Genomic DNA, 14377 nt, shown 5'->3' with positions numbered 1-14377 from the left:
GAGACCCTCGATGAAGCCCGCCCGTATCGCCGTCATCTGCATCGCCGCCGTGGCCGCCATCGGCCTGGCCCTGGTCGTGCGCGCCATGGGATCGCCCTCGGGCGAGCCCGCAGCGGTCGCCGCAGCCGCCGAACCCGCGCGCCCTATGGCCAAGGTGCTGGTCGCCGCCCGTGATCTCGCCCCCGGTCAACGCCTGACCGACACGGATCTGGAGTGGAAGGACTGGCCCGCCGACGAAGTCAATCCGGCCTTCATCACCGATGGTTCTGTCCCGGTTCTGCAGGCCGAACCCGCCGAGGGCGAGGAGGCCGCCGCCGCTCCCGCCGAGGATGAGGCGAAACCCGAAGGCACGGTCGCCCGCGTCGCCCGCGCCGCCGAGGCACTGACCAGCGGCGGGGCCAAGTCGGAGTATTTCGGATCGGTCGTCCGCGAACCGATCCTGGCCGGTGAGCCGATCATCGGCCGCAAGATCGTTCGCGCCGGAGACAGCGGCTACATGGCCGCCTATCTCGAGCCCGGCATGCGGGCGATGGCCATCGCCGTTTCGACGGAGACCGCCGCCGGCGGCTTCATCCTGCCGGGCGACCGCGTCGATGTGATCGTGACGGTCGAGCTGGAACGCGACACGGAGGACGCCCCGAACCAGGCCAAGTTCGCCAGCCGCCTGGTGCTGCAGAACGTCAAGGTCCTGGCCATCGACCAGTCGACCCGCGCCGAGGACGACCAGCAGGCCGTGGTCGGCGCTACGGCCACCCTCGAGGTCGCCCCGGCTGATACCGAGACCCTGGCCCTGGCCAAGGCGGCCGGGACCCTGTCCCTGACGTTGCGGTCCTATGCCGACACCGCCGGTCCCTCGGGCCGCGTCGGCGCGCCGGCTCGCACGCCGGTCGCCAGCCGCCCTGCCACCGTGCGCATCTTCCGCGGCGGAGAACCCGAAGTGGTGAGCGTCCAATGAGCTCTCGTTTGAACCACCCCGCCGTCAAGAGCGTCGTCGCCCTGGCCTGCGCCGGCCTCGTCGCCGCCGGGGCCGCCGCTCCCGTGAGCGCTCAGACCCATGGCGCGCGCCAGACGGTCGCGGCAGGCTCGGGTCCTCAACTGGTCAACCTGCCGCGCGGCACATCCTTCGCCGTCGACCTGCCCGCCGATGCGCGGGACGTGATCGTGTCGAACCCCGCCGTGGCCGAGGCGAACGTGCACTCGCCGCGCCGCATCACCGTCATCGGCATCGCGCCCGGCGAGACCGACGCCGTCTTCCTCGACGCCGCCGGTCGCCAGATCCTGACCCTGCGTGTCCGTGTGGACGCCGGTACCTCGGCCCTTCAGGACACCCTGAGCCGTATCGCGCCCGGGGCCCAGGTCCAGGCCGAGGCGGTCAACGACAGCATCATCCTGACCGGCATGGTCACCAGCGCCGCCGAGGCCGAACGGATCGTCTCGGTCGCGCGCGCCTTCGTCTCGGCACCCGAGAAGGTGCTGAACATGCTCAGCGTCGCCGGCTCGGACCAGGTCACGCTGAGGGTTCGCGTGGTCGAGGTTCAGCGCAACGCCATCAAGCAGCTCGGGCTCGCCACCAACGTCGTCTACAACGACGGTAACTCGTCGATCGGATTCGGCCGGGGCAATACCTGGGGTGCCAACGGCAATTACCTGGGCGGCAGCGGCCTCTGCTACGGCGAGAACAACGCCCGCACGACCAACTACGACAACCAGGTTCAGACCGGGTCGAACACGACCAACGGCACGACCACGACCACCAACAACGGCACGACCAACATCAACCAGGTGCAGGTCGGTATGGAGGGCGAACCGGGCCCCTATTCGCTGGTCGGAACCGCCGTTACCGGGGCGATCACCAGCACGCTCGGCAGCACGGTGACCAACGCCATCACCGGCCTGGCCCAGACGCTCTATTCGACCGTCACCGGCACCAATACGTCGAACTGCCTGGAGGCGTTCGAGCGTGTGGGCCTGGTGCGCACCCTGGCGGAGCCCAACCTTACGGCGGTGAACGGCGAAAGCGCCAGCTTCCTTGCCGGTGGCGAGTTCCCGACTCCGACCGGTCGCGACCGCGACGGTAACGTCACCATCGAATACAAACCCTATGGCGTCAGCCTGGCCTTCCGCCCGATCGTGCTTTCGGGCGGCAACATCTCTTTGCAGATCTCGATGGAGGTCTCCGAGCTGCAGGCGGGCGGCGGCTTGACCCTCGGTGCCGGCACGCCGTCGTCCATCACCCTGCCGGGCCTGGGCGTGCGACGGTCTTCCACAACGGTCGAGCTGCCCTCGGGCGGCTCGATGATGATCGCCGGCCTGCTTCAGGAAAGCACCCGCCAGACGGTCGATTCCCTGCCCGGCGTAACCAACCTGCCGGTGCTCGGTTCGTTGTTCCGGTCGCGCGACTATTTGTCGGGTGAAACCGAATTGGTGATGATCGTGGAGCCCTATATCGTCAGTCCGACCTCGCCTGGCCGGATGCAGACGCCCGCCGACGGCCTGCGTATCGCCAACGACGCCCAGACCATCTTCTTCGGCCAGTTGAACCAGGCCTATGGATCCCCCGCCCCCACCGCCTCGCCCTCGGCCGGATGGCAGGGCCCCGTCGGCTATGTGATCGAGTGAGCGCCGCCATGACCCGTTCTTCCCTGATCGTGCTCGCCTCGGCGATCCTGCTGGCCGCGCCGCTGGCGGCCTGCGGCGGTGCCGCCGGCCCCGGCCCGATCCCCCTGACCCCGACCTCGCGTTTTGCCCTGCAGATCGAACCCGGTCTCGATCGCGTGGCCTTCGCTGTGCACGAGACGGGTCTGTCGGAAAATCAGACCCTGGCCCTGGGCGACATGGTTAATCGCTTCGCCAGCGAAGGCGCGCCGATGCTGACGGTCGAGGCGCCGTCGGGCGATGACCCCGTGTCGTCGGACGTCGCCTGGCGGATCAAGGGCGCGCTCGAAGCGCAGGGCGTGCCGCCGTATCAGGTCCGGCTCGTGACCTATATCGCGCCCGATCCCCGAGCCCCGGTGCTGGTCGGGTTCGACACCGTCAGGGCCGCCGTTCCCACGTGCGGGACCAGCTGGACCAATCTCGGCCGCACCGGCGCGAACGCCGGCTACGCCAATTTCGGGTGCGCGGTGAACGCCAACCTCGCCGCCCAGATCGCCGATCCCCGCGACATCGTTTCGCCGCGCGCCATCCAGCCGGGCAGCGCCGCCCGCCGCGCGGTCGTGTTCGACAAATACCGCCTGGGCGAGCCGACGGCGGCGACGCGCGAACCGATGGTCGAGAACCAGCGCGTCTCGAATGCGGTGGACTGACGCGACATGACCAATGCCATCGCCTCGCGCCCTTTCGACGACCTCGACGACGAGTTCGACGCCGATCTGGATTTCATGCCGCCCGCCGCGCCCTCGCTGGACGCGGACATCAATCCGCGTGAGCCATTGCAATTCACGGCACCCGGCGCCCCGGTCCCGGGCGGCCCGGTCCTGGCCCACCCCGGCCTGCCGGCAACCCAGGCGCCGGGACCGGCACCCGGCTACAATCCCGTGGGCGATCTGGTCGCCGGAGCCTCCGCCGCCCTGACGCCCCAGTTGGGCGGACTGCAGGTCGAGGTGACCGTTCCCCGGATCGCGATCCACGTCTTCGCCGAACGTCAGGATACCCTCGCCGCCGCAGAGCGCGCGGGTCAGGACCGGCGCATGTCCCGCGCGACGACCCAGATCCGCGTCGGCGGCATCCCGGGTGCGCTCGACGCCTATTCGCAGGAGCCGACACCGCCCCTGATCATCGTCGAATGCCTGCAGGACCCTCAGAGCCTCCTGTCGCAGGTCGATCGCCTGGCCGAGGTCTGCGACGCGGGCACCAAGGTCGTGGTCATCGGCGCGACCAACGACATCATCCTGTTCCGCGAGCTGATGAAGCGTGGGGTCAGCGAGTATCTGGTCGCTCCGATCCAGCCGCTGCAGCTGATCGCCGCCATCGGGGGTCTGTTCTCGGACCCCGCCCAGCCGTTCGTCGGCCGCTCCATCGCCTTCGTCGGCGCGCGGGGCGGGGCGGGGGCCTCCTCGGTCGCGCACAACACCGCCTATGCGATGTCCGAACGGATCGGCGCCAACACCGTCATCGTCGACTACGACCTGCCGTTCGGCACAGCCGGGCTCGACTTCAATCAGGACCCGCTGTCAGGCATCGCGGAGGCCCTCGGCCAGCCCGACCGGCTGGACGCCGTCCTGCTCGACCGGATGATGGTGCGCTGCACCGACAAGCTGTCACTGTTCGCCGCGCCGGCGACCCTGGACAGCGACTGGGACATCTCGCCGGACGCCTTTGAAGAGGTGACCAGCCAGATCCGTGGCACCGCCCCCTTTGTGGTGCTGGACCTGCCCCACATCTGGACCGGCTGGATGCGCAAGACCCTGATCTCGGCCGATGAGGTCGTGGTCGTGGCGACGCCCGACCTGGCCAGTCTGCGCAACGCCAAGAACATGATCGACCTGATCCGCTCGGGCCGCCCGAACGATGCGCCGCCCCGTCTGGTCCTGAATCAGGTCGGTGTGCCGGGTCGTCCGGAAATCCCGGCCAAGGACTTCGGTGCGGCTCTGGGCATCCACCCCAGCCTGTCGATCTCGTTCGACGCCAAGCTGTTCGGCGCGGCAGCCAACAACGGCCAGATGATCCTGGACGCCGGCGCCAGGTCCAAGGCCGCCGAGGCCTTCCAGACCCTGGCCCAGATCGTCTCACGCCGCGAACTGCCAATGCTGGCCGCTCCCGGCAAGCCAGCCAGGGGCGAGTCGAAGTCGATGTTCGCCGGCCTGTTCAAGAAGAAGACCTGACGGGTGTTTGGAAAGCGTACATCCCAGCCCGGCGGCGTCGCCGTCGAGCCCAGCCCGGCACCCGCGCCGGCGCCTCAGCCGGCCGAGGCGTTCGACGACGCCTTCCCGCCCCAGCCGGCGCAGGGCCAGCAGACCCAGGCCTTCGCCTTCAACGCCGACGCTCCGCCCGCCGAGACCGGTTTCGCCCACACGTCGGGCCGCGGGGCTTCCGCTCCAACTTCGGCGGCCGCCGACCGGCTGGATGCACTCGCTGCCCGACCCAAGCCCGCCGCCGCCCCGCCGCTGAACGCCGGTCCAGGCCCCAAGGCCACGGCAGGCTTCGAGCAGTTGAAGAAGGCCCAGGCGGTCGCCGAGATCGTTCGCGAGCAGAGCGACTACTACCACGCCACGAAGACGACGATCTTCAACGCGCTGATGAACACCATCGACCTGGCCCAGCTGGCCCAGCTCGACACCAAGGCGGCATCGGAAGAGATCCGCGACATCGTCGCCGAACTGGTGGCGATCAAGAACGTCTCCATGTCGGTGGCCGAGCAGGAGCACCTGGTCCAGGACATCGTCAACGACGTCCTCGGCTACGGTCCGCTGGAGCCGCTGCTGGGCCGCGACGACATCGCCGACATCATGGTCAACGGCGCCGGCCGGGTGTTCATCGAGGTGAACGGCAAGGTCCAGCTGACCAACGTCCGCTTCCGCGACAACACCCAGCTGATGAACATCTGCCAGCGGATCGTGTCGCAGGTCGGCCGCCGCGTCGACGAGAGCTCGCCGATCTGCGACGCCCGCCTGCCCGACGGATCGCGCGTCAATGTCATCGCCCCGCCCCTGGCCATCGACGGCGCGACCCTGACGATCCGGAAGTTCAAAAAAGACAAGCTGACGATGAAGAACCTGGTGGAGTATTCCTCCATCAGCCCGGAAGGGGCCCGCGTCCTGGGCGTCATCGGCGCCTGCCGCTGCAATATCGTCATCTCGGGCGGCACGGGCTCGGGCAAGACGACCCTGCTGAACACCCTGACCGCCTTTATCGACCCGACCGAGCGCGTCATCACCTGTGAGGACGCCGCCGAACTGCAGCTGCAGCAGCCACACGTGGTCCGTCTCGAAACCCGCCCGCCCAACCTCGAGGGCCAGGGCACGATCACCATGCGGGATCTGGTCAAGAACTGCCTGCGGATGCGTCCCGAGCGGATCATCGTCGGCGAGGTCCGTGGACCCGAGGCCTTCGACCTGCTGCAGGCCATGAACACCGGCCACGACGGCTCGATGGGCACGCTGCACGCCAACTCGCCGCGCGAAGCCATCAGCCGGATGGAATCGATGATCACCATGGGCGGCTACGGCCTGCCGTCCAAGACCATCCGCGAGATGATCGTGGGCTCGGTCGACGTAATCATCCAGGCCGCCCGCCTGCGCGACGGCTCGCGCCGCATCACCCACATCACCGAGGTCGTGGGTCTGGAAGGCGATGTGATCGTGACCCAGGACCTGTTCGTCTACGAGATCACGGGCGAGGACGAGAACGGCAAGATTGTCGGCCGTCACCGCTCGACCGGCATCGCCCGTCCCCGCTTCTGGGACCGTGCCCGCTACTACGGCCTCGAGCGCGAGCTGGCCGAAGCCCTCGACGCTGCGGAGTAGGCGAGATGCTCCCGATCCTCGCGGCGGTCCTGGCGTTCATCACCATCGGCGGCCTCGGCTGGGCCTTCGTCGGCGGCGACGATTCCAGCGGCCAGGCCCTGAAGCGCGCCGAAGGATTCACCTCGCCCGCGACGCGGAACGCCCGGGCCAAGGCCGCGAAGGCCGAAGCCAATACGCCTGAGGCCCGGCGCAAGGTCATCGAGCTTCAGCTCAAGGAGGCCGACCGCAAGGAGCGCAAGGCCCGCATGACCATGGCGGCCAAGCTGAAGCATGCCGGCATGGCCATGACGATCCGCACGTTCACGATCATCAGCATCGCCGCCGGCGTCGTCGTCTTCCTGCTGGCCCTGCTGTTCGGGCCCAACGCCTTCGTCGCCCTGGGTGCCGGCCTGGTGGCCGGTCTGGGCCTGCCGCGCTGGGTCGTCGGCTTCATCGGCAAGAGCCGGATGAAGAAATTCGCGGCCGAGTTCCCGAACGCCGTGGACGTCATCGTCCGCGGCATCAAGACCGGCCTGCCGGTCCATGACTGTTTCAAGATCATCGGCAAGGAGAGCCCCGCGCCTCTCGGCCCGGAGTTCCAGAAGCTGGTCGAGGGACTGGGCGTCGGCCTGACCCTGGCCCAGGCCCTGGACCGGATGTACGAGCGGATGCCGACCCCGGAGCTGAAGTTCTTCGCCATCGTCATCGCCATCCAGCAGAAGACCGGCGGCAACCTGGCCGAGGCGCTGGGCAACCTGTCGACCGTGCTGCGCGCGCGCCGGATGATGGGCGAAAAGATCAAGGCCCTGTCGTCAGAGGCTGTGGCCTCGGCCGGCATCATCGGCTCCATGCCGCCCGTGGTCATGATTCTCGTGTCGATCACGACCCCCAGCTACATGCTGCTGATGTTCACCGACTTCCGCGGCCAGATCATGCTGCTGTGCGGAGGCACGTGGATGGCGATCGGCATCTTCGTGATGAAGCGCATGATTTCGTTCAAGTTCTAGGAGGGCGACATGGAATCCATCATGCGCGCCATCGTCGAGCCGGTGAACCTGATCAGCGGCCTGGTCGCGCTGCTCGTCTTCGCGACGGTCCTGACCCTTTTGGGCGGCATGGGCAGCGGCGTGGCGCTGGAAAAGCGGATGAAGGGAGTCGCCGTCCGTCGCGAGGAACTCAAGCGTCGCTCGCGTCAGGCCATCGCCGCCGGCAGCGGTGGTCTTCGCCACACCGACGACGGGTTCAAGAAGACGGTCGTCGACCGGCTGAACCTGACCAAGATGCTCGAGGACCCCAAGGTCGTCGAACAGATGTCCCAGGCCGGCTTCCGCGGGCCCCGGCCGCTGACGACCTTCTACTTCTTCCGCTTCGCCTCGCCTTTCGTCGGTTTCGCCCTGGCCGGGATATACATCTTCTTTATCAACGACTTCGGTCAGCCTGTCACGATCAAGATGGGCATCGTTATGTTCGCCGCAGCGGCCGGCTTCTATGCCCCGAACATGTTCCTCCAGAACGTGATCGCCAAGCGCAAGCAGTCGATCATGGAGGCCTTCCCCGACGCGCTGGACCTGATGCTGATCTGCGTCGAGGCGGGCATGTCGATCGAGTCGGCGATCGTGAAGGTGGCCCAGGAGATCGGCACCACCTCCATCGCCCTGGCTGAGGAACTGAGCCTGCTGTCCGCCGAGCTCAGCTATCTGCCCGAGCGGCGAATGGCCTATGAGGGCTTGGCCAAACGGACCAACCATCCGGGCGTCCGCGCCGTCGCGACGGCCATGGTTCAGGCCGAACAGTACGGCACGCCGCTGGGTTCGGCCCTGCGGACGATGGCCAAGGAAAACCGCGATCTGCGGCTGTCGGCGGCGGAGAAGAAGGCCGCGGCCCTGCCGGCCCAGCTCACCGTGCCGATGATCCTGTTCTTCCTGCCGGTGCTGTTCACCGTCATCCTGGGTCCGGCGATCATCAAGATCCAGGACACGATGGCCTCCAATGCGGCCAAGGATGTGCCCCGTGCCGAGCAAGGCGCCGAGGAGTAGCCGGGTTTAGACGCTGTCGATCTTTAGTCGCAGCGCCTCGCCGATCGTCTCGCAGGCGGTGCGGATCGTCTTCCGGTGCTTTTCGTAGAAGCCTTCGCCCCGGAAGCCGGAGAAGATGAAGCCGTTTGCGACGATACAGCTGCCGCGCTCCAGTTCCTCGATCTCGTAGTAGCGGACCACGTTGAACAGCCACCCGCGCTTCTCGGTCCAGACCAGCTGGGCGTTCGGCTGCCAGTCGGCGACACGGCCCGTGACCTCGCGCCCGGGCAGGCCGTCGATGGTTTCGGTGAGATTGATCTGGCCGCCGAATGCGATGGTACCGCTCACGCCGGTCTCGACCGGGTTCCAGCTGTCCCAGCCCGGCAGGTCGGCGATGACCTCCCAGATCCTGTCGGAAGGGGCGCGGACGCCGACGCGTTTCTCGATCTTGAAGGTCATACTGACGATGTCGCAAGCCGGTTGGAACGACGCAAGCCTAACGGTTGCCTTCCGGCCCCGGCTGGGACGCCGGCGGGGCGTCGGGCGCGGGGTTGTCCTCGACGCCGGGCGTGGGGTCGAAGCGCAGCACCGGACTGAGGTAGGCCAGGGCCACGCCGGCTGCCAGCAGGGCTGCGTTGGCCGCGAAAGGCGCCCACTCGACCAGCTCGTACAGCGCCACTCCCGCGACCGGCGGCACCAGGAAGCTGAGCCCCGCCAGCGACATCATCAGCCCGGCAATCGCACCCTGCTCGTGCGGCCCGACCGCGATCGAGGCGCCTGCGGTGAAGCCCGGTCTGGCGAAACCGACACCCATCGACACGACGGCATAGCCGACGACCACGCCGAAATAGGCCGGGGCCGCGATCGTCATCAGATTCCCGACCAGGGCCAGGATCCCCCCCCAGCGCATCAACTGGAGCGGCTGCATCTTCAGCAGCGGGATCAATCCCCACTGCACCATGAGGGTCGCGAGGGCGCCGGCGAACATGGCCAGGCCGATGAAGGGCTGGGCCTGGCGGGCGTCCATCCCGGTGGCCGCCAGCTCGTCGATGATGTGGAAGCCCAGCACCGAGATGTTGACCGCCTGCGCCCCCGTGATGAACAGGCCGTACAGCAGGAAGTCGCGCACGCGCGGGTCGCGCCACAGGCCCTTGGCGGCGTCGCCACGGCGCCCGCTGGGCGAGGGGGTGCGGATCACCTCGCCGCTCGGCAGTTTGAACCACACCACCAGCAGCACGACCAGGCCGACGAGGGCATAGACGTACATCGGTCCCGCCAGCCCCACGAGCGGGAGGATGAAGAAGGGCGACAGCACCGGCCCGATGACCGTGCCCAGGCCCTGGGCCGAGGCCAGCAGCGACATGGCCTGGGTCCGCTGTTCCGGGCTGGTGCGGTCGGCGACATAGGCCTGGGAGGCGATCGGCGAGGCCGAGCCGAACACGCCGTAGATGGTCCGCGCCGTCGCCATCAGGATGAAGGCGACGCCGGCGCCCAGCCAGCCTTCGATGCCCGATGTGGCCGCCAGACCGAACCCGGTCATCGACACAACAAATCCCGCCAGGCCGATCAGGATGACCTTCTTGCGTCCGATCCTGTCGGACCACCGGGCCCAGAACGGCGAGGTGATCGTCCACATGAGAGCCGAGATGGCGAAGGCCCCGGCGACCAGGGTGTCGGCCAGATGGAACTCGCGTCCGATGGCCGGCAGCACCGACTGCAGCCCCATGTTCCCCGCCGTCGCGATCAGGCTGACGGCGAACAGAATCATGAAGGCGGGGGAGCGGGGCGACATTCGAGATGCATAGCCTTTCCTCCCCCATCGGGGGAGGGGGACCGCCCCCCGGTCCGAGCTTCGCTCGGCCGGAGGACAGGCTCCGCGGTGGAGGGGGCCGGCCACGGACACCGAGTTCGCTGTGAGCCCCCTCCGTCTCTTCGCTGCGCTACGAGCCACCTCCCCCGATGGGGGGAGGATTGGGCGATATTGTCGATTGCCGCGAGACATCGGGCGACAGGTCCGCCACCTTGCCGCCGAACGGGAGAGAGAGATGGCAACCCTCCATATCGAACGGATCATTGAGGCACCGGCGGACTTCGTCTGGGACCGGCTGCGCGATTTCGGCGCCCTGCATACGAAGGTCGCGCCGGGCCTCATCCTCGACACCGTGGTCGAGGGCGACGTTCGGACCGTCATGTTCCAGGGCGGGCTGGTGCTGCGTGAACGGCTGATCGCCATCGACGACCAGCATCGCCGCATCGTGTATTCGATCCTCGCCGACCTGTTCGAACACCATAGCGCCTCGAACGCCCTCGTGCCCGAGGGCGAGGACCGGTGCCGGTTCATCTGGATCGTCGACTTCCTCCCGGACGGGCCGGGCGAGCGGGTCGAGGCGATGATGAACGCTGGAGCCGACGCGATCAAAGCCGCGATGGAGAAGGCGGTGGGGTGAGGGCTCTAGACGATCGTCAGCGTCGGTTTCAGCCGTCGCCCGTCGTCGAGGCGCAGCCGGGCCTTGACCTCGAACAGGTCGGCGCCGACCGGGACGATCAGCAGGGCCTTGGGCTCTGACGCATTGACGCAAACCACGGCATTCTTCGGACAGACGTCGAAACAGGCTGTCCCGATCACGGCCAGCTCGGCCTTTCGGCCCTTGCCGTCGCCGGGTTTCAGATATTTCTTCAGCGCCTTCTTCAGGCTCTTGTCGCCGTGGGGCCCGAAGCCGCCGTCGAGCTTCTTCTGGCACTTCCTGCAGACCAGGATGACGTCGCGCCATTTCGTCTTCGAGGTCTTGATGGCCATGCCCTGATGTCGGTCAAGGCGCAGCGTGACGCAAGTCGCTTGCTTCGGCGGGCACGACACCGTCATCATCCCGCACCTTCCCGGGAGCTTTCATGATCCGCATCGCCGCGCACTCCGCCATCTGGGCCGCAGCCCTGACCCTCATGGCCGCTCCCGCCCTGGCCCAGGTCCCCGGCACCGACATCGCGACGGCGGCCCAAGGCGTCGAGGCCGACGTCATCGCCTGGCGCCGCGACCTGCACGCCCACCCGGAACTGGGTTTCGCCGAGACGCGCACGGCCGCCTTCGTCGCCGGACATCTGCGCGAGATGGGCATCGAGGTACGCGAGGGTGTGGGTCGCACCGGCGTCGTCGGGGTCCTGCGCGGAACCGGCTCGGGACCGCAGCACGTCGTGGCCTTGCGCGCCGACATGGACGCCTTGCCGGTGCTGGAAGCGACGGGCCTGCCGTTCGCCTCGACCGCGACCGGGACCTATCAGGGTCAGACCGTGCCGGTCGCCCACGCCTGCGGACACGACGCCCACGTCGCCATGTTGCTGGGCGCTGCCCAGGTGTTGAGCGGGATGAAGGACCGGTTCAGCGGAACCGTCGTCTTCCTCTTCCAGCCGGCCGAGGAGGGGGCCCCTCCGGGCGAACCGCTGGGCGGGGCGCGGCTGATGATCCAGGACGGCGCTCTGGAGAACCCGAAGGTCGAGGCCATCTTCGGCCTGCATGTCGTGCCGGGCCGGGCGGGCACGGTCTTCTATCGGCCGCAGGGCTTCATGGCGGCGTCGGACCGCGTCGATATCACCCTCCACGGGCGACAGACGCACGGCGCCTGGCCGTGGCGCGGCATCGACGTGATCGCCGTCGCCGGACAGGTGATCCAGACCGTCAACACCCTGACAGCACGCACCGTCGACCCGACGACGACCCCGACCGTGTTCACCATCGCCACGGTCCAGGCGGGCGTCCGCTACAACATCATTCCGGACCAGGCGGTATTGTCGGGCACGCTGCGCACCTTCGACGTGGCCCAGCGCGACGACCTGGTGAAACGGGCCGAGGCGGCGATCGACCATGTCGCCGAGGCCTATGGCGCGACCGCCGATTTTTCGATCCGCCAGAACGCCGCCCTGGTGTTCAACAACGAGGACCTGTCCGCCTGGCTGGCCCCGGTCCTGACCGAGGCCGCGGGCGAGGGGAACGTCAATCCGGCGACCCCGCCAACAACGGTGGCGGAGGACTTCTCCTATTTCCAGAACGAAGTCCCGGGCGTCTTCTATCACCTCGGCGGCACCGCCGACGGGGTCGATCCGGCCTCGACCGCGCCGAACCATTCGCCCCAGTTCGATGTCAACGAGGACGTGCTGGTCCTGGGGGTGAAGACCCACGCCCTGTCGGCGTTGCGTTTCCTGGAGCGCGAATAGAGTCACCGGCGCGTTCGCCACGTTCGTGCACGATCGCTCAAGAAACCGGGCGCAACCTCCGTGGGTTACGCCAGGAGAGCGACCATGAGGGTCTTGAACTTCCATCTGCCCGCGATCGAGCCCATGCCCCGCCGTGAGCTCTGGCGAGAGACCGGATTCTTCCTCGCATCGTTCCTTGCGACCATGGGCGGGGCGGTGGTGATGATGAACCACGCGGCCGCGGTTCTCGCCTGAAGCTTGACCTGCGACGCAAGCGCGGCGAGGGGAGGGCGATGAGTTCCCCCGACACCGAACTGGACCGGTTCAAGGCCGCGCGCGTGACGGCCATCCACCGCCTCGACCTGATCGCGCGAGGCGCGCGGATCACCTACGACGACGGTACCCCCGTCGACATGGCTTCGGAAAAGGCGCGGCTGGAAGAGGTCGTGGCCGACATGGACCGGCGCATCGCGAAGCTGGAACTGATCGCGGCGGTGCCGACGGGTCCGCTGAACTAGACCGTCGCCTGCACTGTCTCGATGACCCGGCGATAGGTTGCGGTCAGGGCTTCGAGCTCCGCGACGGGAACCCGCTCGTCGATCTGGTGCATGGTCTGGCCGACGAGGCCCAGCTCCAGAACCGGACACATCGCCCGGATGAAGCGGGCGTCCGAGGTGCCGCCGGTGGTCGAGGCCTCCGGGCGGAGGCCCGTGGCGGCCTCGACCGCGTCCTGGACCGCCGTCACAAAGGGGCCGACCGGTGTCAGGAAGGCTTCGCCCGAACACATGTGTTCGAGGGTGATCTGGAGCCCGGTCCCGGCCTGGACCCGGCCGGCCTCGCGGTTGAGCCAGTCGATCAGGCCGTCGCCGGTCTGGGCCGGGTTGAAGCGGATGTTCAGCCGGGCCCGGGCCTCCGCCGGGATGACGTTCGTGGCCGGATTGGCGATGTCGACGGTGGTGATCTCCAGGTTCGAGGGCTGGAAGGCTTCGTAGCCCGTGTCGAGCACATGGGCGTCAAGCGCCGCCAGCAGCCTGACCAGCACCGGCGCCGGATTGGCCGCTCGGGCGGGATAGGCGACGTGGCCCTGCTTGCCGTGGACGGTGATCCAGGTGTTCAGTGAGCCGCGCCGGCCGATCTTGATCATGTCGCCGAGTTGTTGCTGCGACGACGGTTCGCCGACCACGCAGGCGTCGATGACCTCGCCCTCGGCCATCAGGGTCTCGACCACCCGTTTCGTGCCGTGCAGGGCGGGGCCCTCTTCGTCGCCGGTGATGAGGAAGGAGAGGGAGCCTGCCGGTTCGCCCTCGGCCAGCACCTGCGACACGGCGGCGACCCAGGCGGCGATACCGCCCTTCATGTCCACGGCGCCCCGGCCGAACAGGACGCCGTCCCGGACCTCCGCCTCGAACGGACCGGAGGACCAGGCCGCAGCCTCGCCGGTCGGCACGACATCGGTATGGCCGGCGAAACAGAGGTTGGGCGAGGCGGTTCCGCGTCGGGCGTAGAGATTCTCGATCCGGGCATCGGCGCCTGCGCCGGTCGGACCCTCGAACGCCATGCGGCGGCAGGTGAAACCGAGTTCGGTCAGGACGCGCTGCAGCGTGTCCATCGCGCCTTCGTCAGCGGGCGTGACGGAGGGCCTGCGGATCAGGCTGCGGGTCAGTTCGACAGGATCGATGACAGGAGTTGATGCGGGACTCATATCGCCATGCTTTACGGAGATCACGCCGGGCC

Annotated in this window: 15 protein-coding genes; 11 read left to right on the top strand and 4 right to left on the bottom strand. The window is 68.1% G+C overall.

Annotation, left to right across the window (positions count from 1 at the left end):
* Positions 1 to 10 precede the first annotated feature (10 nt).
* Genes cpaB through ACW18A_RS13575 form a run of 7 tightly spaced genes read left to right on the top strand, consistent with a single transcriptional unit; the run spans position 11 to position 8479 of the window.
* Positions 11 to 955, top strand: a complete 945-nt coding sequence (cpaB, locus tag ACW18A_RS13605; protein WP_492022247.1) for a Flp pilus assembly protein CpaB — start codon at positions 11 to 13, stop codon at positions 953 to 955.
* Positions 952 to 2619, top strand: coding sequence for a type II and III secretion system protein family protein (locus ACW18A_RS13600; RefSeq protein ID WP_492022246.1), 1668 nt, complete (start codon positions 952 to 954; stop codon positions 2617 to 2619). The genes cpaB and ACW18A_RS13600 overlap by 4 nt, the downstream gene beginning before the upstream one ends.
* A gap of 8 nt (positions 2620 to 2627) precedes the next feature.
* Entirely contained in the window at positions 2628 to 3305 is a 678-nt protein-coding gene (locus ACW18A_RS13595) for a CpaD family pilus assembly protein (protein ID WP_492022245.1), read from the top strand.
* 6 nt (positions 3306 to 3311) lie between these two features.
* Positions 3312 to 4823: a CpaE/TadZ family protein gene (locus ACW18A_RS13590; protein WP_492022244.1), complete on the top strand. Its 1512-nt coding sequence runs from the start codon at positions 3312 to 3314 to the stop codon at positions 4821 to 4823.
* A 3-nt stretch (positions 4824 to 4826) separates the two neighbouring features.
* A complete protein-coding gene (locus ACW18A_RS13585; RefSeq protein ID WP_492022243.1) occupies positions 4827 to 6464 on the top strand; it encodes a TadA family conjugal transfer-associated ATPase in 1638 nt (545 codons plus the stop codon).
* A 5-nt stretch (positions 6465 to 6469) separates the two neighbouring features.
* Positions 6470 to 7450 carry a type II secretion system F family protein gene (locus ACW18A_RS13580; RefSeq protein WP_492022242.1) on the top strand — a complete coding sequence of 327 codons (981 nt, stop codon included), beginning with the start codon at positions 6470 to 6472 and terminating at the stop codon, positions 7448 to 7450.
* Positions 7451 to 7459: 9 nt separating this feature from the next.
* Complete coding sequence (locus ACW18A_RS13575) at positions 7460 to 8479, top strand: type II secretion system F family protein (RefSeq protein ID WP_492022241.1); 1020 nt, start codon at positions 7460 to 7462, stop codon at positions 8477 to 8479.
* A gap of 6 nt (positions 8480 to 8485) precedes the next feature.
* Here the strand turns inward: ACW18A_RS13575 and ACW18A_RS13570 are convergent, their stop codons facing one another.
* The gene (locus tag ACW18A_RS13570; protein WP_492022240.1) at positions 8486 to 8917 is read right to left on the bottom strand and encodes an SRPBCC family protein; all 432 of its coding nucleotides are present in this window, start codon (positions 8915 to 8917) and stop codon (positions 8486 to 8488) included.
* A gap of 37 nt (positions 8918 to 8954) precedes the next feature.
* Positions 8955 to 10250 (bottom strand): MFS transporter, encoded by a 1296-nt coding sequence (locus ACW18A_RS13565; RefSeq protein ID WP_492022239.1) that lies wholly within the window; start codon positions 10248 to 10250, stop codon positions 8955 to 8957.
* A gap of 253 nt (positions 10251 to 10503) precedes the next feature.
* On the opposite strand from ACW18A_RS13565, the gene ACW18A_RS13560 reads away from it, so the two are divergent.
* Positions 10504 to 10905, top strand: a complete 402-nt coding sequence (locus ACW18A_RS13560) for an SRPBCC family protein (RefSeq protein ID WP_492022238.1) — start codon at positions 10504 to 10506, stop codon at positions 10903 to 10905.
* 5 nt (positions 10906 to 10910) lie between these two features.
* On the opposite strand, the gene ACW18A_RS13555 is transcribed toward ACW18A_RS13560, so the two are convergent.
* Positions 10911 to 11255, bottom strand: a complete 345-nt coding sequence (locus ACW18A_RS13555; RefSeq protein WP_492022237.1) for a hypothetical protein — start codon at positions 11253 to 11255, stop codon at positions 10911 to 10913.
* 92 nt (positions 11256 to 11347) lie between these two features.
* Between ACW18A_RS13555 and ACW18A_RS13550 the strand changes: the two genes are divergently transcribed.
* The 3 genes from ACW18A_RS13550 (at position 11348) to ACW18A_RS13540 (ending at position 13161) form a co-directional block, all read left to right on the top strand.
* On the top strand, positions 11348 to 12664 hold the full coding sequence (locus ACW18A_RS13550) for an amidohydrolase (RefSeq protein WP_492022236.1): 1317 nt from the start codon (positions 11348 to 11350) through the stop codon (positions 12662 to 12664).
* A gap of 84 nt (positions 12665 to 12748) precedes the next feature.
* Positions 12749 to 12898, top strand: a complete 150-nt coding sequence (locus ACW18A_RS13545; protein ID WP_492022235.1) for a hypothetical protein — start codon at positions 12749 to 12751, stop codon at positions 12896 to 12898.
* A 38-nt stretch (positions 12899 to 12936) separates the two neighbouring features.
* Positions 12937 to 13161: a hypothetical protein gene (locus ACW18A_RS13540; protein ID WP_492022234.1), complete on the top strand. Its 225-nt coding sequence runs from the start codon at positions 12937 to 12939 to the stop codon at positions 13159 to 13161.
* On the opposite strand, the gene dapE is transcribed toward ACW18A_RS13540, so the two are convergent.
* Positions 13158 to 14345, bottom strand: a complete 1188-nt coding sequence (gene dapE / locus ACW18A_RS13535; RefSeq protein ID WP_492022233.1) for a succinyl-diaminopimelate desuccinylase — start codon at positions 14343 to 14345, stop codon at positions 13158 to 13160. The genes ACW18A_RS13540 and dapE overlap by 4 nt on opposite strands.
* Positions 14346 to 14377: the final 32 nt, after the last annotated feature.

It is taken from the genome of Brevundimonas sp. AVps5, from assembly GCF_058681515.1.
Note: the sequence above shows the minus strand (reverse complement) of the source record. Positions and strands in the feature narration are given on the sequence as shown.

Excerpts from the sequence above, each read along its gene's own strand:
- ACW18A_RS13565 (WP_492022239.1), bottom strand. The coding sequence starts at position 10,250 with ATGTCGCCCCGCTCCCCCGCCTTCATGATTCTGTTCGCCGTCAGCCTG.
- ACW18A_RS13550 (WP_492022236.1), top strand. The coding sequence starts at position 11,348 with ATGATCCGCATCGCCGCGCACTCCGCCATCTGGGCCGCAGCCCTGACC.
- ACW18A_RS13580 (WP_492022242.1), top strand. The coding sequence starts at position 6,470 with ATGCTCCCGATCCTCGCGGCGGTCCTGGCGTTCATCACCATCGGCGGC.
- cpaB (WP_492022247.1), top strand. The coding sequence starts at position 11 with ATGAAGCCCGCCCGTATCGCCGTCATCTGCATCGCCGCCGTGGCCGCC.
- ACW18A_RS13545 (WP_492022235.1), top strand. The coding sequence starts at position 12,749 with ATGAGGGTCTTGAACTTCCATCTGCCCGCGATCGAGCCCATGCCCCGC.
- ACW18A_RS13540 (WP_492022234.1), top strand. The coding sequence starts at position 12,937 with ATGAGTTCCCCCGACACCGAACTGGACCGGTTCAAGGCCGCGCGCGTG.
- ACW18A_RS13570 (WP_492022240.1), bottom strand. The coding sequence starts at position 8,917 with ATGACCTTCAAGATCGAGAAACGCGTCGGCGTCCGCGCCCCTTCCGAC.
- ACW18A_RS13560 (WP_492022238.1), top strand. The coding sequence starts at position 10,504 with ATGGCAACCCTCCATATCGAACGGATCATTGAGGCACCGGCGGACTTC.
- dapE (WP_492022233.1), bottom strand. The coding sequence starts at position 14,345 with ATGAGTCCCGCATCAACTCCTGTCATCGATCCTGTCGAACTGACCCGC.
- ACW18A_RS13600 (WP_492022246.1), top strand. The coding sequence starts at position 952 with ATGAGCTCTCGTTTGAACCACCCCGCCGTCAAGAGCGTCGTCGCCCTG.
- ACW18A_RS13595 (WP_492022245.1), top strand. The coding sequence starts at position 2,628 with ATGACCCGTTCTTCCCTGATCGTGCTCGCCTCGGCGATCCTGCTGGCC.
- ACW18A_RS13555 (WP_492022237.1), bottom strand. The coding sequence starts at position 11,255 with ATGGCCATCAAGACCTCGAAGACGAAATGGCGCGACGTCATCCTGGTC.
- ACW18A_RS13575 (WP_492022241.1), top strand. The coding sequence starts at position 7,460 with ATGGAATCCATCATGCGCGCCATCGTCGAGCCGGTGAACCTGATCAGC.
- ACW18A_RS13590 (WP_492022244.1), top strand. The coding sequence starts at position 3,312 with ATGACCAATGCCATCGCCTCGCGCCCTTTCGACGACCTCGACGACGAG.